Below are 25,905 nucleotides of genomic sequence, written 5' to 3'. Positions count from 1 at the left end.
GCTGTCGCCATCGTTGCGGTTTCTAAATGGCTGTCAACTTCGTGATACGATCAATGACGTCCTGTCGGGAAAAAAACGTGTCGCCTGACTTCTCCTCCAACTCGTGGGTCATCGCCACGATTTCCGCATTCACGGGTGCCGTTGTGCCTACCGACTCCGCCAAACGAACTATCTGACCATTGATGTGGTCAACTTCGGTGGGTTTCCCCTTTTTGAGGTCTTGGTACAGGGAGAATACGATCGGCGACCGTTCGAATTTTCCTTTAATGGCCATCTGTACCATTTTGCCTAGTATCGGCATATTGAGTGCATGCATCAAGTTGACAATCCGCGAAAGATCCGATCTGCCGGGAATCTTCGTGATCTCGATCCCCCCTGCCGAAAAAACCTTCCTACATTCCTCTACAATTGGTCGTCCGACGCCCAACCGCCATGGCCGATAGGCGAGCGCCTCGGTGATGAAGTTGGATGCAGATAGGCAAGATGCGTAGCCTAGCGCGTTGATGGTAAGCTTGTTGTAACGAACGCCGAGCACGTTGCGCTCCACGGCGAAGTCCAGCCCCGATACCTGGATGCGGCGCAAGAGCTCAACCACCTGCTGGGCGCCGGTGGTGCCGCTGGAGCCAGTCGCCGGTCCGAACAGCGTGCAGCCGTCGAGTTGCATGCTCACGCGGCCTGGTTCGAGCACGGCCATGTTGGTGGTAGTCATCCCCATCACCAGTCGCTCGAGCGGGACAAAGCCGCCGTACTGAGCGTCGTTGATGCCGTTCTGGATCGACACCACCAGGGCGTCGCCGAGCGCCGTTTGCGCCTGCTGGAGAGCAGCCTGGGTGGCCTGCGACTTGACCGTGACGAAGACGATGTCGGAGCCGGCCACGTCCTGTGGGTCGAACGACCAGGCGATGGGCACCCGCTCTTCACCCCAGGGGCCGACGATCTCGATCTCGCCCCGCTCGGAAATGGCCTGGCCATGAGCGCCGCGGACGACCACCAGCACGTCGAGCTCGGGCGCGTGTTTGCGCAACAAAGCGGCGAACATCGAGCCGATGGCGCCGGCTCCCAGAAAGCTGACTTTCATGACGGTTCAGACCTCAGCACGGATATCTAAGGGACATCCCACGCATCGGCCGAATCACGATTCGCCCGCCAGCATTTTGTCCATGTGCTTCTCGGTGGTGCCGATTTCGTCGGCCGTGGAGCGGCGAATCTCGGAGGTTTCGCGGTCGGTGCCGCGAAGATAGGTGTGCGAGGGTTTTGACAGCACATCCAGCACGGTGGGATATTCCTTGCCCATGTGCCCCTTGAACATGAAACCGTCGCAAATCACCACGTTGTCGCGGTACGGCGGGTATCGCATCATTACGTTGTGGGCTTGCCGCATCTTGTGCCAGGGGATGGTCGGAAACATGTGATGCAGCACGTGATTCCACTCGCCGAACGGGAAGAAGATTGCCTTTTCGAGCCACAGTCCTTCGTACACCCGACTGTTGGTGTAGTCGCCATTGTCGGGGAAGTTGCCGTGATGGGCGATCTCGCGGAGGAAGAGCGATGCAGGGTAGACCGTGATCAGTGGCACCAGCCAAAAAACGAAGTACGGGATCCACAAATTGAAGTAAGCCAGCACGGCGAGCAGTGTGCCGTAGTAGGCGATGCGCATGATATTGAGCGCTCGCGGTGACAGCGGGCTACGGTCGACGATATTGTCCTCGTCCTTCATGAAGGTGACGTACTCGGCCCGGCCCTTCAAATAGCTGTACGCCTTGTGGGGGGAGAACTGCAGCAGTACGTATTCCCACAGGAACCGCCACTTCGTGAGTGGAAATTCGCGCGGGTGGTGCTTGAGCAAGCGGAGCAAATCGGGATCGTGTTCCAGGTCGTTCACATTACGATGATGTCCCCAGTGCCCGATGCGGTAGTTGCCCACCTTGCCGAAGAAGGGAAACACCACGAATATGTTGGCCATCACGTCGTTCAACAGACGGTTCTTGAACAGCAGGTAGTGGCTCGACTCGTGTACCAGCGTGGCCAGGCGGGTCTGCGACCAGAAACCGATCAGGAAGATGGTGACCGCATAGATGGGCACCTGCCAGCCCCACGACCAGCCAGCCGCCGACAGGCGATGGGTGCTCCAGACGCACGCCGCGACGATCGCAGCGTACACGGCGTACTCCCTTAGCAGCACAAACCAATTAGTATAGTTGTCGGGTGCGCAGAGCTTGCGAATCTCCGCGTACATCTCGCGGCGCGTCAGGTCGGGAGTGGATGCTGGAGAGGACATGGGGGGCTCGTGGGACCAGGAAAGGAACACGATAAAATAAATAAAGTGGATTCCCTGGGCAAGTCAATCGCCTCGATTGGGCGGTTTTCTCTCCCGGGACGAATGTGTACCCGTCACACTCTAATTACAGTATTAGCGGAATCTACGGCCCCCAAAGGCCGTCAGACCTCAATATCGGTAGGTTTTTGGCCGATTCCAAGTATTCCTGCGACTTCGAAGTTCAAATATGGCTGCCAGCGATACCTCCGGCTCTACGCCGCTCAAAATCTTGATGACCGAGGGCACCAGCCTCTCGGCCCGGCAGTCGCTGTACGCCTTGGGCGGGCGGCACGTGATTGATGTGATCGACCCCGATCCGATTTGCCAGTGCCGATTTTCGCGATTTGTCCGCCGCTGGCATAAGTCGCCCCACTTTGCGAAGAATCCTGGTGAGTTCCTGCACTTTCTGGCCGACATGGTGCAGCGCGAGCGTTACGACGTTGTGCTGCCGACTCACGAGCAGGTTTATCTGCTCAGCAAATTCCGCGACGTGGTGGGCGAAGCGGCCGGTGTTGCGCTGCCGCACTTCGACGCCATGCGGCAGATGCAGGACAAGGCCGACTTCACCCGCACGCTCGAATCGCTCGGTTTGCCCCATCCGCAAACGGCCTTCGCCAGGACCGAAGCCGATCTGGCACACAATTGGAGCTATCCCTTCTATCTCAAGCTGGCTCACAGTACCGCGGGGCTGGGGGTGTTCCATATCGTCGACGAGGAAGACCTTGCCCACCGCATCGAGCTGCTGCGGGCCGATGGCAACCTGGATGGCACGGTGGAAATGCTCGTGCAGCAGCCGGCCAAGGGCAACCAGGCCACGGTACAGGCGGTGTTCGATCATGGGCAGATGATCGGCAGCCACATGTTCGATGCCCGTCAGCTTGGCGTGGGTGGTATGTCGGCGGCGCGCACCGGGGCCGACCACCCCATTGTCCGCGAGCACATCGAGCAGCTTGGCGCGCACCTCGACTGGCATGGTGCGATGTTCGTCGACTATTTCTACGACTACGAGACCCAGCGGCCCGAGTACATCGAGTGCAATCCCCGCGTTGGCGAAACCGTGAACGCCTGGTTGTCGGGAGTGAACTTGTGCGAGCAACTCGTACGGCTGTCAGCCGGCCAGGCGGTGGAGCCGCTGCCCCACGCTGCACCAGGGCAACGGACCCAGAGCTTCTTCATGATCCTGCTATCGATGGCTTACAACGGCGCGTCGCGGCGCGAGTTGCTGAAGGAAATCTACGAGTTCCGCCTGCGCCGCGGGATGTACACCGACAGCCAGGACGAACTGACCCGTCCGCGCGACGACTACTGGAGCGTCATCCCCATGTGGGGTGTTGCGCTGCAGCTTTTGTTCAGTCCACGACGATCCAAGAAGATCGTCGCCAGCACGGTCGACAACTACTCGCTTCCCCGGACCGCCACGCAGGCGATGGAGTTGCTCGACATCGAGCCCTTCCGTAAGGAATTTGCCAGCGCCACGGCGTCGTAGTGGCTCACACCTCGAATTCGGCCGCCCACTCGCTGGTGCGGTAGGTGCGGTGCACCAACTGCTGGGCGTTCTCGGAGGTCAATTGCTTGACGGCGCCGGTCTTCGAGTCGACTTCCACTCGGCCGGGAGGTGTTGCCGTGACGTTCGGGCTCACGTTCTTTATCTGCTCCTGGTAGCCTTCCACCAGGTCCGACCAGCGCCCGGCAGCATCGCTCTGCAGACCGCTGCTGCTGGCTTCGCCTTCCAGGGCCGCGATGCTCGCAAGCTGGCACCATGCGGTGGAAATGTGGCCACGTTCGACTTCGGCGGTCAATTTCGATTGGTCGCGCGTCCGCACGGCGTCCAGGAAATCGCGTTGATGGCGACCCATGCCTTCGGGACCCTTGAGCTCCTCGATCAGCTTGCCGTCGTTGTCGAATACCCGCCAGTGACCACGCGAGCCGCACAAGCGACCCCCTTCGCCAAACACGGTGTAGCCCGTGCCGAAGCCATCGTTGTGGGCGCCCTCGACCAATGGGTCGGCCGGTACGATGTTGCTCAGCAGCATCGACATCGGTAGCACGCTGTTCTCGAAGTAGGCGACTTGGGTGTTCGGCGTATTGCCGGCATCGTCCCATTCCGCCCGCATGCCGGCCGACTGCACCGCCGAGGGGAAGCCCGCCTTGTCCAGCATGGCGACGTTCAGCGCGTCGTCCAGGACGTGAACGCCCCAGTTGCCCATCTCTCCGTTACCGGTGTTCCAGTCCCAGTGCCAATCGTACTGCAGGTTGTTGCGGTAGATGGGCTGGTCGGGCGCGGGGCCGATCCATTGATCGTAGTCCACCGTGGAGGCCACCTGCAGCGGTTCGCTTCGCTTGCCAATCGGCTTCCGCTCGCCAATGCGGCTCACCACCACGTGTTGCAGGTCGCCAATCAGCTTGTCCTGGTGTAGCACTTGCTTGGCCCGCGCTTGGATGGGGCTGGAACGCTGCTGCGTGCCCATCTGTACCATGCGGTCGTATTTGCGAGCCGCTTTGACCAGTTGCTCCTGCTCGTACAGGTTGTGGCCCAGGGGCTTTTCGACGTACACGTCCTTGCCGGCCTTGCAGGCACGAATGGCGGCCAGGCAGTGCCAATGATTCGACGTGGCGATCACCACCGCATCGACGTCGGGTCGATCGATGATATCCATCATGTCCTGCGTCTGCACAGCGTCGGGCACACTCTTGCCGGCTTTGGCCAGCCGCTCTTGATCGGGTTCGGCCAGGGCCACGATGCGCACGTCGGAGAATCGGCGAAACACGTTCATCAATCCGCTACCCCGGCCACCCAGTCCAATGACTGCCAGGCCAATTTGTTCGTTTGGCGAAGTCCTCTGGGCAGTCGCCCACGAGGTTCCCAGGGCCAAGGACGCGGCGGCACCGGATGTAGCCAGAAATTGACGGCGATTGAACATGCGACTAGCTCTCTATGTACGTGGTGGCAGTTGGCTGTGTGCTGTTTTGCCCGCCTAACAGGGCGAACTGCGGGCCGAGAATTCGGCAACCCCATGATACCACGCTCGGTGGCACGAATGCACTAAGTTTGGGTAGCGGAAGTGGCCGCTTTTTAGGACCGAAATTCCAGGTTTCTTGCATCTCGATTGCTCGTGCATTCCTGCGCCCTGTTGGTTGACTAGCTGTTCGTTGCGCCGCGTTCGAGGAGTCGATGGACTAGCTCTCCGTACGCGGCATCCGCGCCGGGAGTTTTGTCTGCCCAAAACGGCAATTCGATTCATGGGCCCAATACTCCCCGAGTTTTTTCCTGCGGTGGCCAAAAAACACCGCGATTCGTAGCGGTTTTTCGATCTCCATGGGCCCAAAACTGCGTGCGTTGTTCCCCGCATGTTTGCTGGGTGGGCCCAAACTGCGTGGGGAAAGTCGCTCGATGCCGAAAATCGACGTCTCCCATGCATATTTTCCCCAATGGAGTGTCAAATTCCTACCACCAAACGGCCAAGAGATTGACGATTCCCCCCCTGTGGACCGCTTGAAAAGTCCCCACCTCATGGCGGTCATTTTGCATCGCCGATGCACGGTTGTGATACGATGTGGCGAGACTTTTCCTGTCCCTCGAGGGACAACTTCAGCGGCTCGCGCAGATTGGGGATCAGCACGGGCCGAGCTGCACCAGTTTTGTCGAGCCCTGCATCGGGGCGGCTTGGCCGCATGGTAGTGTTGGCACCTTCGGAATTTGCGCTTACGAGACTTGAGGAGCACTCTGCGATGAACACCTGGCGACCGCTACACAGTGTAATCCTATTGTTGGGCGCAACGCTGGTAAGTGTCTGGCTGCCGAGCGCGACGCATGGCCAGAACTCCTCCTGGGTTCAACCATTGGGTGGCCTGTATGAAGACCCCGGCAACTGGGTGCCGGGCACCGAACCGCCGATCACCAACAATCTCATCATCGGCGTCGCGGGGGCCTACAACATTGGCCTCGCCTCGAGTCATACGGCCAACGACCTTACGATCGCGAACAATGTTGACCTAACCCTCACCTCCGTTGGCGGGGGCGACCCCCAGTATCTCTTCAGCCTGGCCGGCGCAGCTTCGATCAGTAGCAGTTCGCTCACTCTGGGCGATCTCTCCCAAGGCAGCCTGCTGGATGTCGACATCGAGCGGGGCTTTACCGCCACGGCGAGCGACCTAACACTACTCAACGGCGCGCAGCTGACAACTTCCAGTTCAGGCAGCTTCCAAAGTGTGCTGGATGCGGCCGGCGCCACAAGGTCCCAGGCCTTTGTTGGTGGAACCAGTTCGCTGGGGGAGCCTTCGCGGTGGCAAATGGCAGGCAGCCTGCGAGTGGGCGATAGCGGTGGAGCAGCAACGCTCACCATTGCCGACGGCGGTCAGGTGCTGCCCGACTCGCTTCACGTTGCAGCCGTTGTTGCGGCCGATGGTTCGTTGGTCGATATCCAAGGCGCCGCGGCAGGCGGCGAGCCGTCGACTCTGTCTACCGGTACTTTCAATGTTGGCTTTCTGACTGCAGGAGGTGAGTTGGCCAAGGGCACAGTGAACATTGTTGATGGTGCAACAATGTCGTCCGGCAGTGTGCAGGTCCGGAAAGACAGCCGCATCACCATCAAAGGAGAGGACAGCTCAGGCAATCCTGCGAGTTGGCAGGCTGGACAGTTCAGTCTGAACGGCGGGTTCCTGGACATTCTGCAAGGTGGTCAGGTTTCGACCGACTCCGTGAACTTGGATCGGCTGGCTATTGCGAAGGTGGAAGGCACCAGTACCCGGCGGGAACCCTCGACCTGGGATATCGCGGGTAACCTCCGTTTAGGGAGCGTAGCCGGTTTCGGGTCGCTGCTAGTCGACCAGGGGGAGGTTACGGCCGACACCGTGCAAATCGGTGTCGGTATTGGTAGCAGTCTCTTGAGTGTCGAGGGGCAAGCGGGCTCCGTGGGCTTGCTGCAGGCCACAGGGCACGTCTCGGTGGGCGGGTCGCTAAACGAGGCCGAGGCCGAGGCGAGTGGCGAGCTTCGGCTGAACAACGATCACGCGCTGGTGGATATTGGCGGCACCCTTACCATCTGGGGGCCGGGCACCGTCACGCTGAACGGCGGTACGCTGCGAGCTATCGCCGTCGACCACACCCACGGCGGCACGCTGCAAACCAGCGGTGGACGGTTGAGTGTCGACAGTTTCGCCGGCAACCTGGTGAATAACTCGTTCACGCTGGCTCCAGGCGACCCGACGGGTGGCACGCTGATCGATGGCAACTACACCCAGCAGTCGGGCGGCGAGCTAGCCATCGACATCGGCGGCACCAGCTTTGGTGGCACTTACGACTCGGTGAACGTGACCGGCGACGCCATCGTCGATGGACTGCTCAACATCACGTTGGTCAACGGGTTCACGCCGGATGCCTCCACCAAATTCATCGTTATGGTGGCCGACAGCTTCTCGGGACTGTTCGACAACATTACTACCGGCCAGCGACTCGACACGCTGGACGGCCGCGGGTCGTTCGTCGTGAACTACGGCATCGGCAGCGCGGAATTGGAGAACCGCATCGTGCTGACCGACTATCTATCGAGCGGCGTCCTGCCAGGCGACTACAACGGTGACGACGTGGTCGATATTGCCGACTACACCGTGTGGCGTAACAACCTGGGCGCCCCGGCCGGCACGCTGGCGAACGACCTGCACTCGAGCGTCATCGGCACCGCCCAATACGAGACATGGAAGCTGAACTTCGGGGTGTCGCTGGCTAGTCCCGTGCAAGCGGCTACCGTGCCGGAGCCGAGCAGTATTGTAGTATTAGGGCTGGTTCTGCTGTGCTCGCCGCTATCGTGCCGCGCTAAGCCTGCCGTGTCATTTCGAAGGAGGCTCGCCGACTGAGGAATGACTCTTCACCACTGAGTCTATCTCGCTTGGCACCCTTGCAACACATGGCATTCCCCTTTCTGCTAGTTGGATCGTCTCCACTTTGCGACATCCAACTACTGGGTTGCCGATATGCAGGATCATCCGCCCCACGAACTCGCTCCGCCCCCTTCGGAGCAGCCGATCAAAACGCCCGACTGGGTGAAGCACGCGGTGTTTTACCAGATTTTTCCCGATCGCTTCGCGCGGAGTTCGCGGATTGAACACCTGCCGGGGCTGAAGTTCCAGGAGTGGGGCGCGCCGCCCAAGATCGATAGCTTTCAGGGGGGCGACCTGTTGGGTATCGTCGACAAGCTGCCCTACCTGGAAGAACTGGGCGTCACGGCGCTGTACCTGACGCCCATCTTTCAGTCGGCCTCGAACCATCGCTATCACACGTACGACTACTTTAAGGTCGATCCGCTGCTGGGCGGCGACGACGCCTTGCGAGAGCTGTTGGACAAGGCCCACGAGCGAGACATCCGCGTGGTGCTCGACGGGGTGTTCAATCACACGGGCCGCGGCTTCTGGGCGTTCCACCACATCCTGGAAAATGGCGGCAATTCGCCCTATATCGACTGGTTTCACGTGCGCGATTGGCCGCTGCATCCCTATCCGAGTAGCAAGAAGCAGAAGACCAACTACGACGCCTGGTGGGGATTGCCGGCCTTGCCGAAGCTGAACACCGACCACCCGGCTGTCCGCGAACATCTGTACGAAGTCGCTCGACACTGGATTCGGTTTGGCATCGACGGCTGGCGGCTCGACGTGCCAGGCGAAATCGACGACGACGACTTCTGGCGGACCTTCCGGCAGGTGGTGAAGGGAGAAAATCCTGACGCCTACATATGCGGTGAGATTTGGCACGAGGCGAAGCGGTGGTTGGCTGGCGACCAGTTCGACGCGGTGATGAACTACTTGTTTACCAGTCCAGCGCTGAGTTTCTTTGCCGCCGAGACGATTCGCGACGAGTTCAGCCATCCCGACCTGACTTTCAAGTCGATCGACGCGAAGAAGTTCGGCAAGATGGTCGACCAGATGTTCGGCAACTACGACTGGGAGATCAACTTCGCGCAGATGAACATGCTCGACAGCCACGACATGCCGCGGGCGCTGTGGATCACGCGGGACGAAGCGGCGCTGCGGCTGTGTGTATTGCTGCAGATGACCATGCCCGGCGCGCCGTGCATTTACTACGGCGATGAAGTGGGGGTAACCGGTGGCGTCGACCCCGATTGCCGCCGCGCGTTTCCCTGGCACGACGAGTCGCAGTGGAATTACGACCTGTTGAAGTTCTACCAGCGGGCCATCGCGCTGCGGCGGTCGCACGCGGTGTTGCGGGTGGGCAGTTTCGAGTCGCTGCACGCCAAGGGCGAAGTGTACGCCTTCCGCCGACAGTTGAACGATTCCGAGGCGGTCGTTGTATTTAACGCAGGCAAAAAGCCGACGGAAGTTACTTTGCCCGTCGAGAAGAGCCGGTTTGCCGAATTCCACCAGGTATGGCCCCTCGAGACACATCAAGAGCGAAGCGTGGCCGATGAGGGGATGGTTTGCCAAGTGCCGGCACGCGATGTGCTCGTATTGATCCGCGAAGCCTAACATAGCTACTGTTGTCATCCGCGAGAACGTGAGAGAAAGTTACGATGAAGACACGACCACTGGGTAAATCGGGTATCGACGCGTCGGTTATCGCTTTCGGAGCCTGGGCGATTGGCGGCTGGACCTGGGGCGGCGCCGACGAACAGGAGTCGATCCGAGCGATCCACGCCTTCCTGGATGCGGGTGGCACGTTGATCGATACCGCGCCCGTCTATGGCTTCGGCCGCAGTGAAGAAGTGGTGGGCAAGGCCATCGCCGACCGCCGCGACCGCGTGGTGCTAGCCACCAAGTGCGTAATGCGGTGGGATCTGACCGACGAGCAGAAGCAGCGTGCCGAAAAGAAGTTCTCGACCACCGACGAGATGTTCGATCTGCCGGGACAGGAATCGAACGATAGTTTCGACGTCTACATTTACGGCGGTGCCGATGGCATTCGCGAAGAAGTAGAACGCAGCTTAAAGCGGTTGCAGACCGACGTGATCGACCTGTATCAGACTCACTGGCAGAACGACAGCGTTCCCGTTGCCGAGAAAATGGGTGTGCTGCAGGAACTCAAGCAGGAAGGCAAGATTCGGGCGATTGGTGTGTCGAACGCTTCGCCCGCGGAGTTGGACGCTTACCAGGCGGCGGGCCAACTGGATGTCGACCAGGAGAAATACTCGATGCTCGACCGCGAGCAGGAGCAGAGCAACTTGCCGAAGTGCCACGCGGAAGATACTGCGTTCCTGGCCTACAGCCCGTTGGCTCAAGGGTTGCTCACCGGCAAGATCGATCCGGACCGCGAGTATCCCGAGGGCGACCAACGCCGCTTCAAGGATCGGTTCAAGCCAGACAACGTGCGAAAGGTGCAAGCGATGCTCAGCCCGATGCAGCCCATCGCCGAGCGACATGGACTGTCGCTTGCCCAGGTAACGATGGCGTGGACTCTGGCCCAGCCTGGTTGCTCGCATGTGCTTTGTGGTGCTCGCACCCCGCAGCAGGCGACGGACAATGCTGGTGCCGGGTCGGTCGAACTCACCGAAGAGGAACTGGCCACCATTACCGCCGCCGTTAGCGGCTACGACGGCGTATAGCACACCTGCAAGTGGCGCTCGACTGTTAGCTCTTGGTGGTCTGCTGGTGGTGCGTTCGGATCACTGCATCGATGGCTTCTTTCACCTTGCCCGGTTCGATGGGCTTGGTGAGATTGCCGTCCATGCCGGCCTGTTCGCATTCCTGAACGAAGTCGTCGGTGACATGGGCTGACAGGGCGAAAATGGGTGTATGCGGCCGATCCGATTGTTGTTCAAGGTCGCGGATGCGCCGGGTGGCGGACAAGCCGTCGAGTTCCGGCATTTCGATATCCATCAGTACCAGGTCGAACTGGTCGGCTTGCCACTTGTCGACGGCATCCTGGCCATTATCGGCTGTCGTGACGCGGTGGCCCAGGAAGTCGAGCAGCCCGCTGGCAACTTCCTGATTCACCGGACTGTCGTCCGCTACCAGAATGTGGAGCGAAGCATCGCCAGGAGTGTCCGTCGAGGGAAGCTCGGCCGGTTGTTCGGACTTGGGCGCCTCGCCCGTCGTGGCCAGCAGGGCCGCAGCCAATTCCTCCCGCTTGACCGGTTTCATCGAAGTGTGCCGGATCTTGAGCTGCTGGCACATCTCGACCACTTCGACATTTCCGGCCGGCAGCATCACCACCAGCGGCTTGCCCGAAGCTATCAGTCGCTTGAGCTTCTTGGCCACTTTGTCGAGTTGGCTGAGGTCGTCGGCCGCAACGTCCACCAGCACCACATCGGGTTGAGCGTCGTCGTGCGCGACCATTGCCCCGTCGCACTGCCTTAGCAGCGCGCGGTACGTATCGGCGGTGAGCTTGTGGTCGGCCAGCAGCCGAACTCGCAGGCCATGGAGTGACTCAAAGCTGGGCTCGTTGCTGCCATCCACCGGCAGCTCAAACGGTAGCACCAAGTGGAAGTCGCTGCCGACGCCCACTTCGCTTTCTAACCAGATCTCGCCATGCATCAGGTGCGTAAGTTGCTGCGTAATCGACAGTCCCAGGCCGGTACCACCATACTTTCTCGTAGTGGAGCTGTCCTCTTGCTTGAAGGCCTGGAAAATGTCGTAGATCTTGTCCTTGGCAACGCCAACGCCCGTGTCCTGAATCAAGAACTTCAGCACGGCGCGGTGGTCGTCGCGCGACTCCAACGTAACATCCACCAGCACGTGGCCAGTGGAAGTGAACTTAATGGAATTGCTAACCAGGTTCACCAGCACCTGTCGCACTCGATTCGGATCGCCAACCAGCCGCTCGGGTACATCGGGTGCGACCCGGCATACCAGTTCCAGGTTCTTGCTGAACGCGGAAACTGCCAAAAGTCGCGCGGCGTCGGTGGCCACCTGGCGGACGTCGAACGGGATGGACTCGAGTTCCATATGGCCCGCTTCCACCTTCGACAGGTCGAGGATGTCGTTGAGCAGCGACAACAGGGCGCCACCCGATTGCTTGACGGTGGCCAGGTAGTTGCGTTGCTGCGTATCGAGCGGCGTGTTGAGCAGCAGGTCGGTCATGCCCAGCACGCCGTTCATCGGGGTGCGGATTTCGTGGCTCATCGTGGCCAGGAAGCGGCTCTTCGCCTCGTTGGCCTGGTCGGCTGCCAATTTCGCCGCCCGCAGTTCCTCTTCGGCTTCGCGAAGTTCATGGGCGGTGCGTTCGAGTTCCGCGTTCGAGACGGCCAGTTCCGTTGCTCGCGACTCAGCTGCGGCGGTACGCTCGGCGACGCGTTGCTCCAGGGTAATGTTCAAGTCTTGCAGCTCGGCAAAGCCTTCGGCGTTTTCCAAGGCCGCACCCGTGATCGTGGCGACGAAGTCGGCCAGGCGAGCTTCGTCCTCGGCAAACAGACCTTCGATGCCCGAGTGAGTGATATGCAGCAGCGAGACAACACGACCTCGGACAAAAATCGGTACGCACAGTTCCGAGCCCAACGTCTTGGCAGCGGGATCGCTGGTAGCGTTGGATGTTTCGCTGGGTACGGCTTTGCCGGTGGCCAGCGCGCGGTCGACCAGTTCCACTGTTGCTTCGCAGATTTCGCACTCGTAGTTCGACCAGTCGACCTCGCTGCCGTCCAGCACTGGCAGCACATGACACTGCTCGCCACGCAGCAGTCGCAAGGCGGCCGTGATGGCTTGCTGATGAATGGCTTCAGAAGTCAGCGACGAAGCGATGGAACGCCCCGAGTCGAGAACCGTTTCGAATCGATCGACCAGCGACAGGTTGACCTCCGCCCCCGCTCCTTCGGCCAGCGATGCTCCGTCGGTACCAAGCTGCAGTTCGGCCATCAGGTCGGCCGCCTGCTGACGATACTTGGCTGCACTTCGCCAGCCGAGTTCGGTACCAATTCGCGCGGCGACCGAAAGCGTTTCTGCCCGCTGCAGTTTCTGCCCCAAGCGAGCTGCATAGCGGGTGCTCGTGTGCAGCGACCAGCGTGCCCGCCAGGTGCGTCCCTGCATGGCTTGGATGAGTCCCAGTTCGCGGTAGGCTTGGGGCAGGTCGTTGCGACAGATCCGCGCGGCATGGATGGCTTCGCGGGCAAGCCGCTCGCCCTGCCGCAGGCACCGCCGACGCTCGAACGGGGTAGCGTATCCCAGTTTTTCGGCCTTTCGCCGCAGCGCTGTGGCACCCCACACAAACGGTGGCAGCGTGTAGGCGTTTTTCACGCCCGCCTTGGCGGCGATCTCGGTCGCCTGGTCGAACAGTTCGATTGCTTCGTCGTACTTCTCATCGGCAAGACGGCAGATGCCTTGCGCCAGCTTCACCTGGCAGGCGCCTTGCGCATCGCTGCGTTCGCGGCGAGATTCGAGCTCGACAATATCACGGGGTATCCGTCCCATGGCGGCCCGGGCCCAGACGTCCAGAATGATGCCCGAGGCCTGGTGATCGCCCGTTTCGAGTCCGCTCTTGCGGTTGATTTTGGATTCTTCAATGGCTCCCCGGACATCTCCCAGGAAGTAGAGCGACGCAGCAATCTGGTATCGCGCCATGTGAATTTGCCAGTAGTCGCCCATCCGCTCGAGGATGCGAATGGCGGTGCGGCTTTTCTCGATACACTCGCGATATCGCGACGCAGCAAATAACGTAATGCCCAGAAACACCAGCGACTGAGCGGTGCCCCAGGTATTGCCCAGTTCCCGCCGCATCTCAATCGACCGCTCGGCGTACCGGATACCGCGGCTGAAATATCCGACCAGAGACATCGCGGGCCCGTGGCCCGAGTAGGCATGGGCCAAGGCCTCGCTGGGCAGGAATCGTTCGCCCATGTTCAAGTGGCGCAGGTGCGACCACAGCAGGGGCAATTGCCGACGCGAGTACCAGCAGCAGTAGCCCACGTAGATGAGCAGATGCATGTTCAGCTGCTCGGAGGCGTTGGGCTGCCGCTTTACCCGGTGCAGGAATAGCTTGGGCAGGCAGGTATGCAGCACCTGCACAAAGCCTTCCCACAGTAGGATGAGCACCATCACGGCCGTGAAGCGCGGTACGTACTCGCCTTGTAGACGCAGGGCCGTTTCGAAGTTCTGGTAGGCAGTGGCCATGTCGCCACGCTTGAAATACAGCTCGCCTATCTTGCTGCGAATCTCGGCCAGGGGAAACCCTGTCTCCGCCAGCGGCGCGGCTTTTTCGAGCCAGTACTGCGCCTCTTCGTACCGGCCCCGCAACATCAGCACGTCGCCCAAGCCTTCCATGATGCGCAGTTGCTCGCGGTTGCTCGACGCCCCGCGCATGGCGATCTGGTACTGTTGCTCGGCAACTTCCAACGCGTACTGGGCGCGGGCCGCCTCGGCCGCCATCACCGCAAAGGGAAAGGCAGCCGACGCATCGTTGCCGGCATCGAAGTGGTAGGCGATGTCGGAGATTCGCTTGGGCGAATTTTCCAGGAAGTAACGTGCCGCGACCTGGTGATGGCGGTAGCGTTGTTCCTGAGGCATTTGTTCCAGCAAGGTCGACCGAATCTTGTCGTGAAAGAACACGCAGTCCGAGCCATTGGGGCGGAGCCATACCAGCTGGCGATTTTTGGCTTCTTCCAGCGATTCGATCACTTTGTTCGGATCGATACCAGCCAGTTGCTGGGCCGTGTGCAGGTCGAATTGTTTGCCCAGGATGGCGCCCACCGACAACAGGTGCAACGCATCCTCAGGCAGCAACTGCAGGCGGCGCGCCAGAAACGTACCCGCCTGGTCCGACGAGCCTGCATCCGCCAACGCGTCATGATCGACGGACCAGCCTGTGTCGGTTGGCTTCAGGGCCTGACATTCGACTAGTCCCCGCAGCACGGCCGCTGCCATGAAGGGGCTGCCGGAGGATAGTCGTGTGACGGTTTGGATAACCTCAGAGGGCAGGGCACCAGCCATCGAGAAAGCCAGTTGGCAGATTTCGTCGTCTGCCAAGGGTTCGAGCTTCAGGGCCTCGCCGACTTCCACCTCGCGGAGCAAGTGATCGGCCGGTATCTCCTCGGAGCGGAACGAGAGCACTACCATCAACGAGCAGGTCCGCCCCGCCTGGTTGCTATCGCTGGCGGCCAGCCGTTTGAGGAACTTGACCGTCAGTTCGTCTGCCCACTGGCAGTCGTCCAGCAGCACCAGGGTTGGCCGATCCAGCCGTCCAAGCGCTTCGAGGAACAAAATCAGGGCTTCAATCGTTCGCGCTTCACCCGTTTCGTCCGGCGCAACGTCCCCTTCGGCCTCGCTGCCAAACAGCTTGGACAACGCCGGCAACGCTGCCACGACGCGGGGCAAACGATCGTCGAGCAACTCGATCAGACGATCGCGTAACTCGGGGCACGTTCTGACTTCGGCAGCCAGCCCTTCGACAACGCCATCGAGCAGGCGAAACGGTCGCGACGAGACGTCGCTGGCGCCAAGGCCCCGAAACACGCGGTATCGTCGTTTGCACGCCACGCGGAGCAACTCAGCCAACAGACGCGACTTGCCGGCGCCCGATGAGCCCTCGACCAGCGCCATGACCTTGCTACCCGAAGCAGCCTGGGCCATCGACCGTTCGAGAGCGGACATTTGCTGGGACCGCCCTACGAACGCGGGGTCGATCAGTGTGACCCGGCGATCTTTGGCTCCCAAGGCAATGTCGGCATGTGTGTCACCCGACAGCACGGCCCAAGCAATTTCGGCCAGGTCGGCCAGTGCCGCTTCGGCCGTTTGGTAGCGCTCCCGCGGGTCCTTGCGCAACAATCGTTGAACGAAGTTGTCGAGCGCCAGGGGGATCTCGGTTTCGTCCGACGTCAGGTCGGGCACCGGTTCGGTCAGATGCTTGAACAGCACCGTGCCTACCGTGTCGCCCTCGAACGGAGGCCGACCGGCCAGGCATTGAAACAGCAATACTCCCAAACTGTAGAGGTCCGAAGCGGTGGTCATGCCGAAATCGATCGACCCGGCCTGCTCGGGCGAGGCGTACAGGGCGATGTCCAATGGCTGCAGCGCCAGGGGCGTATCGGGCTCCACGGCCAGGCACAAACCGTAGTCGGTCAGCTTCACGCTCGACAGATCGTCCCTATCGGCGAGCATCACGTTGGTGGGGCGTAGATTGCGGTGCAGCATCTTGGCTGCGTGCAGGTCGCGGAGACCGACCAGGATGCCCCGGCCGATTTCGATCGTCTGCTCGACGCTCATCGGGCGTCTGGAGATCAACTCGTCGAGCGACACGCCTTCGGCGGGAGGGCTGACCAGGTAGAACTCGCCACCATCGGCGCCGAATTCCAGACGAGGCTCCGCGTGCGGCGAATCGAGCTTGTCCGCCAAACGAGTCTCGTACTCCAGCCGCATCTCCAGCGAGGACGAAAGCAGCGAACCCGGCACCAGTTTGACGGTGACACTCTGGCCCGTATTCCGGTCTTGGGCCTGGTAGTAGGTTGCCCCCTGTCTTTGGCCAAGGCAACTAATCAGCGCATAACGTTCCGCGATCGTCCGCTGTTCGGACGGTTGTGCGTCGTCGCTGGGGTGGTTCGCGTCGCTCGGCATCGGTGAACAGTTGGCGAGTAGTGGATTCCACGCACTCACACGAACCTTGGCCGCCGTTGCCGCTGGCGTCCGTGGAAGAGACGCGCAAAGTGCTTCCAAATGGTAGGTTACGCACACGTGGGGGACGCGTTTTGTACCTCCAGATCAGGATTCAGCACTTACGAGGTGCATCGTAAAAAATCATGAATTTCAATCCTGACGGTCGCACTGATGATTCGGATTAATTGGATTGAGCGATTGTGAGGGGATGATCTCGTGATATTCCGTGACGTCTGTGTCAATCGTACACCTGAGGTTAACCGCATTGGACAAAAAGCAATCAAGTTTTTCCTAGGCTTTTGGTTCGTTCATAAATAGGATAAAGCCCACGCACAAAGAGAAAGTTTCAGCGCGCGGGACGACTACTCGTCGCCGGGGGGCACCGGCAGTGTTATCACCAGTGGAACCCCACCGCGAACGGAGCCTTTCCAATGAAGGAAGCCCAAGTGAAGGTTGACAATAAGTCACCGCTTTTTGAGATATCGTGGGAGGATGATCTAGCCCTGCGGATGGATCCCCCCATGGTCACCAGATACATGCGCGACCAGATACCGGTCCTCGAGTTCGTAGACTGGAGGGTTGTATCGGTTAAGCCGGGGGAAGTCGAAACGGTATTGCCGTTGAATCCCCCCTCGACGAATCAGCATTTCACGCATCAGGCCGCTCTTATTCTGCTGTCGGCCGATTATAGCGGTGGTACCGCCCTGGCGACGTTGTTCTGGGGCTGGCCCGTGATTGGCGTGCATCCTGTGGATTCGCCTCGATCGGTCTCCATGTGGTTAATCAAGGCCGAGATGAAGTACATCCGTCCCAGCACCGCCGATTTGCGGGTGCGAGTGTCGATCGACGCCGAACGTCGCGAGAAGATCCAGCGTCGCTTTCTGGCGGGTAAGCCGGTGATCGAGACGTTGACCATGCATTTTATGAATGGCGAAGAAGTTGTCGCCGAAGGCATTTGCACCTATTTCGCCAGGCAGTCGTCGGCCTTGCGCTCCAATGGAATCGATGTGGGCAAGGTAAACTCGCTCTACGCGCTAAAGCTTACTTCGTCGGCCGAGATGATCGCTGGTGTTCGTGCTCAGGAAAGCGGCCCACTGTTCGTGGATCCTTACGCCGCGGATATGGCCGGTCAACACGGCATGGCCGTGGCCACGCGATTTTGTCAGCGAACACCGCAGCTGGGCCCCATGGTGGCCGCCCGAACCCGGCACCTGGACGACGTGCTGACGAACTTCGTCGAAGCGGGGGGACGCCACATCGTGAACGTGGGTGTCGGTTGGGACATGCGGCCCTTCCGCCTGCAACTGCCCGAAGGCACCACCTTCTTCGAATTGGATTTTCCGACGACACTCGAAGAGCGTCAATCGCGACTCGATCAGTTGGGCATCGCGGATCCTGCCGGCATCACGCGCCACCAACTGCCCATCGATCTGCGAACCATGAGCCTGGCAGAGACGCTGAACGGTCACCTGCCCAAAGAGGACCCCGTGCTGGTCATCTGGGAAGGCATGAGCATGTACTTCGACGACGAGGGGGTCACCAACGTTCTGTGCGACATGCAGCAGTTGCTCAGCCACCCCGACAGCCTGCTGTGGCTGGACATGGTGGACCGCGAGCCGGTGGTCAATCCGGAGGCGTTCTCCGAATCGACACAGGCCTTCATGCGGGGCATGCAGGTGCTGGGCGAGCCCTTCACTTTCGGAAGCGATACGCCCGCAGAATTCATCGATGAATGCGGGTTGCGGTGCCTGGATCTGGTGACGTCGGACCTTTATTTCCCTGAGGCAGCCGATCCGGTTTACTCCATTTACCAATTCTGCACGGTCGCTGGTGCATCGGCACCGACGAATCACGTGCCGAAGACCTACCGCAAGGTCACCTACCACCCGCCGTCGCGGCCTGTGCTCATGCCGCACTTCCAATCGAATGGAAGCACTGCCAACAGCAGCGATGTGAAATCGTCCCGTTAATGTTCGCCGGGTGACTTCGGTCGACCGAGTCGGCATCCGGCGCAGGCCGGGTGCCGACTGGCTATGCAGTGGGGAGTTCCGCCTGCACTAGCGGCATGATTTGCAGCCCGGGCCGAACGTACGGGTCAGGCTGATGGCCATGCAGTGCGTGCGATTTCGATGCACGCTGTTGTCGAAATCGCCGCCAACGAAGTCACTCGTCCCGACCTCCACCGTTGGCCCAAACGAGTACATGTAGGCGAAGTTCACGTCCCAGTTTCGCCATTCGACGCCGTAACCCAACGAGAAGGCGTGCTCCAGGGCCGCGGGAATCCAGGGCGTGATCGTGCTGCTGGGGATCGCGCTGTTGTGATGGACATAGCCCGCCCGCGCGGTGTGACCTGGCGCCACGATCCGCTCGATGCCCACGCGCGTAGAAAACGTATCACGCCAGTTGAGCGGAAAACGCTCCACGGCGTTCGGTGGGTAGCCAGCGTTCGACGGGTCGCTGAGGTACAGGTCCATATGGTCGAACGCGTCCGACCAGTTGGTCCACAGCAGATCCACCGCCACAACGGTACGGCAATCGACCTGGTGCCGTACACCGCCGCCGACGGTGCGGGGCCACTTGATCTCGGTTTCGGTTTCGTACCGCGTGCTGCCCAGCGGCGTGTTCAGTGCCACGTGACCATCGGCCTGCACTTTCACATCGCCGAGGTAAGAGAAACCTACTGACGTATCGGGCGTCAGCTGGCAAGAGATACCGCCCGACCAGGTGAGTCCAGCTCCTTCGATGCCCATGTCGAGTATGCCAGGCAACCCACCGGCCGTGGGACCCTGCAAAGTGTAAGGGCCTTCGAGGTTGAGGAACGAGATGCCGGGGCCAATCGTGCCGCCGATCGACAGGTACTCGTGATTCAGCGGCGTATATGAAGCGCCGAACAGCACTTTGGTCAGCGAACCGAACGATTCGTAACGCTGGGGACCGGTGGCGACCGGCGCAGGGCCATCCAGGTTGTAGACGGAACCAAATCCCGTCGGCGTATAGAGCCCGAAGCCGACCGTCCACTGGGGATTGAGGCGCGTGATCCAGGCGATCTCAGGCAGCGGATACATCTGGTTCTGCGACCGGTGCTGCACGTTGTCCGAGTCGCCATAGTCGAACTGCGAGAACATGGTGTTAATGCCGATCTGTAGCATCCCGTCGGCGTCCATTTGTCCCATGGCTCCGGGGTTATCATGGATCATCGATCCATTGTCGGCGAAGCCGAGGTTCGTTCCGCCGCGGCCGATGCTCACGGCCGACACCCCATCGAGCGATACGCCATCCGCCAGGACGCGACGTGGAGTGACAACATTCAATAGGGCGAGGAGGCTCAGCAGCAAGCCAACGCGAAAGAGAAGGTTTTGCACGGTATTTTACAGATCGGGCGAGGGTGAAATTGGCCAAACATCACAGGGGGCGAATCAGGCATCGACCACTCAGCTATTAAGGCTTGACGTGGTTTGGGGTGCGGAACGTGCGTATCGCACCGGACGATCGCGTTGTAACGATTGGGTAAACTGGAGATTCCGGCATCCACCACAAGAAGCTCCAGGGATGCCAGCAGCGATAGCTCTCGCTGCGCTCAGACCGTGGCGGGCACCAACGGAGGGGCTTCGGCCTTGGCATGCGAGCTATCCAGCTGCCGCGAGATCTCGAGGAAGCGTTCCTCGTTTGCCAGAAAGGCTTCCACGATGCGAGGGTCGAAGTGCCTGCCCGATCCCTCGAGAATGATCGACTTGGCCTTGTCGTTGGAGAACTTGTCCTTGTACACGCGTTTGGAAGTCAACGCATCGTACACGTCGGCCAGAGCAGTAATCCGCCCACACAGGGGAATATTGTCGCCCGCCAGGCCAAAGGGGTAGCCGCTGCCATCCCACTTTTCGTGGTGGTAGTAGGCGATGTCGCGGGCGATTTGCAGGTATTTGGCGTGGGGATTCACTTCCACGGCGGCAGCCAGCGTGTTTCCGCCGATCGCCGCGTGCTGCTTCATGACTTCGAATTCTTCGGTCGTCAGCTTGCCAGGTTTCAGCAGAATGCTGTCCGGGATACCTACCTTGCCGATGTCGTGCAGAGGCAACGTCAGGTACATCATCTGCACGAAGTCGCCATCGACCTCGTCCTTGAACTCCTTCCACAGCGACAGTTCCTCGGTCAGCACGCGACCGTACTCGCGCATGCGTTCCAGGTGCAATCCGGTTTCGTTGTCGCGCGACTCGGTGAGCTTGGCCAGCGTGAACAGCAGGACGTCGCGGCTCTCCATGGCGAGCAAACGCTCGCCGGTTCGTAGACGCACCCGCAGTTCTTCCGGATGGAAAGGCTTGACCAGGAAGTCATCGGCCCCCGAACGCAATCCGCTGACCAGATGCGCCATGTCGCCGTGCGACGTGAGCAGGATGAAATAGATGTAGCCGCTCCATTGGCGATCGCGAACCATCCGGCACAATTCGTCACCTCGCATGCCGGGCATGTCCCAGTCGGAGATCACGATGCTGTACTCACCCGAACGTATCCGCTCGAAACCTTCCACGCCGTCGCACTCGTATTGCACTTCGTAGCCGAAGTGTTCCAGCGTGCCCCTGAGCATTTCTGCCGAAACAGGATCGTCGTCAATTACGAGTACTTTGGTCATTGGGTTATACCGTGTGCGCCGGGGGACGACGGCCAATCGTCTGTGCGCCAGCTGAGTTTTGGTTTTGTTGTGTGCGGTCCTAGATTGCCTGGTCCAGTTCACTGCGCACCATGGCCATGAACTCATCCCACTCGTCTCGCAGTTTGCAGGTCTTTTCTAGCGAGTCGCTCTCGTTCTTATCCCGCGATGCGCTGCAGACTTCGTCTGCCAGTCGGCTCATGTTCTTGGCCGAAGCGTTAGCGAATGCGCCTTTGAGTCGATGTGAGATGTGATAGACCTGGTCGAAGTCGCTTTGGGCGGCGGCTTGCTCCAGGCCTTCCATGTCGCTGTCGCAGCGTTCGCTCAGGATCTGTAGCACGCGGCAAGCAAAGTCGATGTTTCCCATACATCGACTCACCAGGTCTTGAACATCTAGCACCTTTGAGTACCTGTCGAGGGTGTCGGTTTTCATCTTAGGGCTCCCATGTTTTGCGTCAGGCATTGCCGTAGAGGAAATGCCCAAGTCGTTGCGCTCACTGCAACTAGCGCGGCCTGGCGTACCGAAAGCATACTATATGTCGATTGTGTGCCGTGCCTTTTCGCACATTCTGCGGAATCCTCGCGTTGGTAGTTCAGGCTGAAACGATTATGCAGCCTCCGCCTGGCAGGAAACTAACGATTGGTGCGCTCGGTACGATAAAAACGACCGCGTCCCTAACCTGACTTCTCGCGTAGCAGAGGCGAGTAGTTGGTTTTATGTAGACAATGACGCCGGCTGGGGGCACTGCAGGTTACTCGTGGCGGAGCGCCTCGATGGGGTCCAATTGAGCGGCTTTCATGGCTGGATAGACGCCAAACAGCACGCCGACGGCGACCGCAATGGCCAGCGACAGAGGTATCGACCACGTCACCAACATGGGTTCGACATTGCGGATCTCCTCCGGCAACGCTGCCATCTGCGAAGGGAATAGGTAGAACAAGGTTCGCCGCACCGGACTGGCCAGCAGCGGGCAAGTCAGCCCAGCGGCGATGCCCAGCAGGCCACCGATGGTGGAAAGCACGATCGATTCAATGAGAAACTGCCGGGTGATATCGTGCCGTTTGGCGCCCAGTGCGCGACGGATGCCAATTTCGCGGGTGCGTTCGGTCACGGTGGCCAACATGATGTTCATGATGCCGATGCCACCTACCACCAGCGAGATGGCGGCGATCATGCCCAAGAACACAATGAACAACAGTCGTGTGGTGCGAGCTTGTTCCAACAGCTCGAAAGGCACCGTCATGGTATAGTCGGGCATTGTGTGCTCGGCCGCCAGGGTGTCTTGCACCACTTGAGCCATTTCCAGTACCTGGTCTTGTTCTTGCACCTCGAGCACGATTTGCGAGACCTCGACGATGTCGCGTTTGAACAACCCGCTACCGGTGGTGATGATGACATCCCCAATCCGGCGCCAGAAAGTCTCGATGGGGATGTAGATGTCTTTCGAATAGTCGTCGGTCTTGATCTTCTCGTCCGAGCTGTGCGATTTCTTCTGCTTCATCACGCCGATGACTTCGTAGAACTCATCGCCAATGCGAACCGTGGCGCCGATCGGGTCACCGTACGGTACCAGCTCGTTACGCGCTTCGGGGCCGAGTACGCAGTAGGGTCGTTCTTCGATGCTGTCGATTGGGGCGAAAAAGCGGCCCCCTTCCTCCACGTCCATCCGCATGACTTCCAGAAAACCGGCGGTGGTCCCTACCAGTCGGCCTTCCATTGTGCGGGGACCGCGGCCAAATTCCTTGGACAGTGCGCGGATGGGCACGGTGCGCTCCAGATGACCCTCCAGCGTGTTTTTCAGCCGGCGAAAGTCCTCCCGCGTCACGCCGTAGAGACCTTCGCCCGCCTGATCGCCCGATGGCTTCACCGTGTTGAGGATGATATTTCGGGCGCCTAGATCGACGATCTGCTCTTCCGCCTTGCGACCGATGCCCTCGCCAATGGCCAAGAGCCAGATAACGCTCGAGACACCAATAAAGATGCCCAGCACCGTGAGCGACGAGCGGAGAGGGTGCAGCATCAGCTCCTTGATGCTCAGCCGAATTGTTCGCCACCAGGCTAACATGGGCGCATCCTCTCGTCGATCTGAACCCGGCCGTCACGCAGTACGATCTTGCGCTTCGTGTGCTCGGCCACTTCGGGTTCATGGGTCACCAGCAGGATGGTCCGTCCTTCTTTGTTCAAATTGTCCAACAGCTCGAGGATTTCGGTGGTGGTTTGCGAGTCGAGATTTCCCGTGGGTTCGTCGGCCAGCAGGAACCGGGGATCGTTCACCAGACTGCGGGCGATGGCGACGCGCTGTTGTTGGCCACCGGAGAGCTGCGTGGGGCGGTGGCCAAGTCGCGAGCCCAGCCCCACTTGTTCGGCCAAGTGGATTGCTCGTTGGCGTGCTTCACGATCGAGCCGCCCGCTGTAGAGCAGGGGGACCTCGATGTTCTCTACCACAGTAAGTGCTGGCAGCAGGTAGAACGATTGGAACACAAAGCCGATGAGCGTCGAGCGAACTTCGGCCCGATGGTCGTCGTCGATGGCAGCGACATCCAGGTCGCCGAGAAAGAAGTTGCCGCTGGTGGGCGTGTCGAGACAGCCCAGCAGGTTCAGCAGGGTGCTCTTGCCGGATCCCGATGGCCCCATGATCGAGATGTAGTCGCCCCGCGGTACGTCGAACGAAACATCTCGCAGGGCGTGCACGGTCTCGCCACCCAGGACGTACTGCTTGTGCAGGTTGTGGATGCTGGCTGCGAGAGAACCGGTGGCGGGCCGGGAGGTGAACATACGGCGGAAGGAAAACTACCTACGGAGAGAAATTGAAGAGGCGTCGCTAGTTGGTGAATCGTCAGGTGGCGGTTTGATCTTCTTTGGTCGCGGCAGTGGGAGTGGTTTGGGCCGGTTCGGTCGAATCGGCTACAGATTCCTCCGTGGTGGGCGGACCGGGCAGTCTATTCCCCTTTTGTTTCGTCGGAGGCAGTTCCGGCAGTTCCACCGAGGCCAGGTACTGACGCGGGTTCATCGCCACCAGGTCGCCTTCGTCGACACCTTGTTCGATGACGAAGAACTCGGTGTTGGTAGGGCCGACCTTCAGCTTCTGGGGTGTCCACTTGCCTGCCTTGCGAACCAGGCAGTAAAAGTCGTCGCCGTGGGGCAGCACCGACTGGACCGGAATCTGAATGGCATCGGCTACAAAATCGCACTTCACCGTGACCGAAGCGGTCATGCCCGAGCGTAGTCCGTCGGACTCCTCTTCGATCGAGACGTAGGCCTTGTATTCTTTCACGTCTGCTTTTCGCCAGTTGCCAGGCTCGGCGTAACGGCTCACGCTGGTGACCTGACCGTGAAGCTCCAGTCCGTCCGTGCCGATGGGTCGCACGGTGGCCGGCAGTCCCGCCTTGACGTACTGCACCAGGGCTTCGTTTACCTTCAGCTCGACTCGCATGGCGGACGAGTCGGGCAGGCGGAAGATGACCTGCCGTTCGCGGACCTCGGCACCTTCCTCGACAATCCAGTCTTCGTTGCCGTGCCGATCGCGGTCGTTGTTGTAGATGACCACTCCGTCTTTGGGGGCGTAGATCGTGCACTTGGCGATCTGGTCTTCGATTTCCTGCAGCGTCTCGAGTTCCAGTTCGTAGCTCTTCTTGGCCGAACCCCACTTGGCCTCGGTAATGACGATGTCGCTATCGAGCTGCTTGATCATCTTGGGCCTGGTGTAGTCATCCAGCACGTGCAGCTTGGTCTTGGCGGCCTCCAGCTCTTTTTCCGACTTCTCGACGGCAAACTTGTCGGCCTCGAGTTGCAGCTCGTTGATGTGACCTTTGGCGGCCAGCTTTTGGCTGAACTGGTAGTACTCGCGGGCGCGGTTCAGGTTCTCCTCGGCCACGAAGATCTCGCCTTCGATGGTGGTGCGTTCCTGGATGTAAGTGCCCTGGATGTACTCTTCTTTGGCGATGAGAGCCGTTTCGTACAGGTTGCGGGTCTCCACCACCGTTGCTTCGGCCAGGTTGACCACGTTTTGCTGGGTGGTTCGTTCGGCATCCAGAGCTGAGGAGTCGAGCTCCAGCAGGAAATCGCCCGCTTTAACGTGGACGCCTTCCTCCACGACGCGGAGGATCGCCAGACCGGGCTGATTCTGGGTTTTGACCTCCGAGCGGACTTCGGTCACACCGGCGGCTTCCAACTCACCCCGTTCGGTGATGGACAGTTCGAAATCGTCGCGCTCCACTTCATGCAGCACCAGATGCGAGGCTTCATCGTTCGTGGTAGTGGAGCGGTACCAGAGCACACCGCCGGCGATCGCTGCAATGGCGAGAACAGCGACGAGCAAGATTTGGACAAGGCCGCGCGGTGGACGCTGGCCGTTGGAAGGCACCATGACTTTAAGCCTGATAGGTGGGACGAAAAAGGGGGAACTGTATTATAGGGGATCGGCGG

Annotated in this window: 15 protein-coding genes; 5 read left to right on the top strand and 10 right to left on the bottom strand. The window is 60.2% G+C overall.

Annotated features, from left to right (window positions below; translation table 11 throughout):
- Positions 1–22 precede the first annotated feature (22 nt).
- Together NG895_RS08245 and NG895_RS08240 are read right to left on the bottom strand one after the other, a co-directional pair.
- On the bottom strand, positions 23–1,078 hold the full coding sequence (locus NG895_RS08245) for a ketopantoate reductase family protein (protein WP_252851998.1): 1,056 nt from the start codon (positions 1,076–1,078) through the stop codon (positions 23–25).
- A 54-nt stretch (positions 1,079–1,132) separates the two neighbouring features.
- Positions 1,133–2,278 carry a fatty acid desaturase family protein gene (locus tag NG895_RS08240; protein ID WP_252851997.1) on the bottom strand — a complete coding sequence of 382 codons (1,146 nt, stop codon included), beginning with the start codon at positions 2,276–2,278 and terminating at the stop codon, positions 1,133–1,135.
- A gap of 226 nt (positions 2,279–2,504) precedes the next feature.
- Here NG895_RS08240 and NG895_RS08235 point away from each other — a divergent pair, with 226 nt between their 5' ends.
- Positions 2,505–3,803: an ATP-grasp domain-containing protein gene (locus NG895_RS08235; protein WP_252851996.1), complete on the top strand. Its 1,299-nt coding sequence runs from the start codon at positions 2,505–2,507 to the stop codon at positions 3,801–3,803.
- Positions 3,804–3,807: 4 nt separating this feature from the next.
- Here NG895_RS08235 and NG895_RS08230 read toward each other — a convergent pair whose 3' ends face one another.
- The gene (locus tag NG895_RS08230; RefSeq protein WP_252851995.1) at positions 3,808–5,238 is read right to left on the bottom strand and encodes a Gfo/Idh/MocA family protein; all 1,431 of its coding nucleotides are present in this window, start codon (positions 5,236–5,238) and stop codon (positions 3,808–3,810) included.
- 808 nt (positions 5,239–6,046) lie between these two features.
- On the opposite strand from NG895_RS08230, the gene NG895_RS08225 reads away from it, so the two are divergent.
- The 3 genes from NG895_RS08225 (at position 6,047) to NG895_RS08215 (ending at position 10,866) form a co-directional block, all read left to right on the top strand.
- Positions 6,047–8,170 (top strand): autotransporter outer membrane beta-barrel domain-containing protein, encoded by a 2,124-nt coding sequence (locus NG895_RS08225; RefSeq protein WP_252851994.1) that lies wholly within the window; start codon positions 6,047–6,049, stop codon positions 8,168–8,170.
- A 117-nt stretch (positions 8,171–8,287) separates the two neighbouring features.
- Positions 8,288–9,793: a glycoside hydrolase family 13 protein gene (locus NG895_RS08220; protein WP_252851993.1), complete on the top strand. Its 1,506-nt coding sequence runs from the start codon at positions 8,288–8,290 to the stop codon at positions 9,791–9,793.
- A 44-nt stretch (positions 9,794–9,837) separates the two neighbouring features.
- Entirely contained in the window at positions 9,838–10,866 is a 1,029-nt protein-coding gene (locus tag NG895_RS08215; protein ID WP_252851992.1) for an aldo/keto reductase, read from the top strand.
- 25 nt (positions 10,867–10,891) lie between these two features.
- Here the strand turns inward: NG895_RS08215 and NG895_RS08210 are convergent, their stop codons facing one another.
- A complete protein-coding gene (locus tag NG895_RS08210; RefSeq protein WP_252851991.1) occupies positions 10,892–16,798 on the bottom strand; it encodes a protein kinase domain-containing protein in 5,907 nt (1,968 codons plus the stop codon).
- Positions 16,799–17,268: 470 nt separating this feature from the next.
- Between NG895_RS08210 and NG895_RS08205 the strand changes: the two genes are divergently transcribed.
- Positions 17,269–18,807 carry an SAM-dependent methyltransferase gene (locus NG895_RS08205; protein ID WP_252851990.1) on the top strand — a complete coding sequence of 513 codons (1,539 nt, stop codon included), beginning with the start codon at positions 17,269–17,271 and terminating at the stop codon, positions 18,805–18,807.
- A gap of 87 nt (positions 18,808–18,894) precedes the next feature.
- Here NG895_RS08205 and NG895_RS30555 read toward each other — a convergent pair whose 3' ends face one another.
- The 6 genes from NG895_RS30555 to NG895_RS08175 all read right to left on the bottom strand — a co-directional run bounded on the left by NG895_RS30555 (position 18,895) and on the right by NG895_RS08175 (position 25,846).
- The gene (locus NG895_RS30555; protein WP_252851989.1) at positions 18,895–20,199 is read right to left on the bottom strand and encodes an OmpP1/FadL family transporter; all 1,305 of its coding nucleotides are present in this window, start codon (positions 20,197–20,199) and stop codon (positions 18,895–18,897) included.
- 215 nt (positions 20,200–20,414) lie between these two features.
- Complete coding sequence (locus tag NG895_RS08195; protein ID WP_252851988.1) at positions 20,415–21,461, bottom strand: HD domain-containing phosphohydrolase; 1,047 nt, start codon at positions 21,459–21,461, stop codon at positions 20,415–20,417.
- Positions 21,462–21,540: 79 nt separating this feature from the next.
- On the bottom strand, positions 21,541–21,912 hold the full coding sequence (locus NG895_RS08190) for an Hpt domain-containing protein (protein ID WP_252851987.1): 372 nt from the start codon (positions 21,910–21,912) through the stop codon (positions 21,541–21,543).
- Between the two features lie 319 nt (positions 21,913–22,231).
- On the bottom strand, positions 22,232–23,545 hold the full coding sequence (locus NG895_RS08185; protein WP_252851986.1) for an ABC transporter permease: 1,314 nt from the start codon (positions 23,543–23,545) through the stop codon (positions 22,232–22,234).
- Positions 23,539–24,255 carry an ABC transporter ATP-binding protein gene (locus NG895_RS08180; protein ID WP_252851985.1) on the bottom strand — a complete coding sequence of 239 codons (717 nt, stop codon included), beginning with the start codon at positions 24,253–24,255 and terminating at the stop codon, positions 23,539–23,541. The genes NG895_RS08185 and NG895_RS08180 overlap by 7 nt, the downstream gene beginning before the upstream one ends.
- Positions 24,256–24,316: 61 nt before the next feature.
- Entirely contained in the window at positions 24,317–25,846 is a 1,530-nt protein-coding gene (locus tag NG895_RS08175) for an efflux RND transporter periplasmic adaptor subunit (RefSeq protein WP_252851984.1), read from the bottom strand.
- Positions 25,847–25,905: the final 59 nt, after the last annotated feature.

Origin of the sequence: Aeoliella straminimaris (genome assembly GCF_024054565.1) — a bacterium.
GTDB classification, from domain to species: domain Bacteria; phylum Planctomycetota; class Planctomycetia; order Pirellulales; family Lacipirellulaceae; genus Aeoliella; species Aeoliella straminimaris.
Note: the sequence above shows the minus strand (reverse complement) of the source record. Positions and strands in the feature narration are given on the sequence as shown.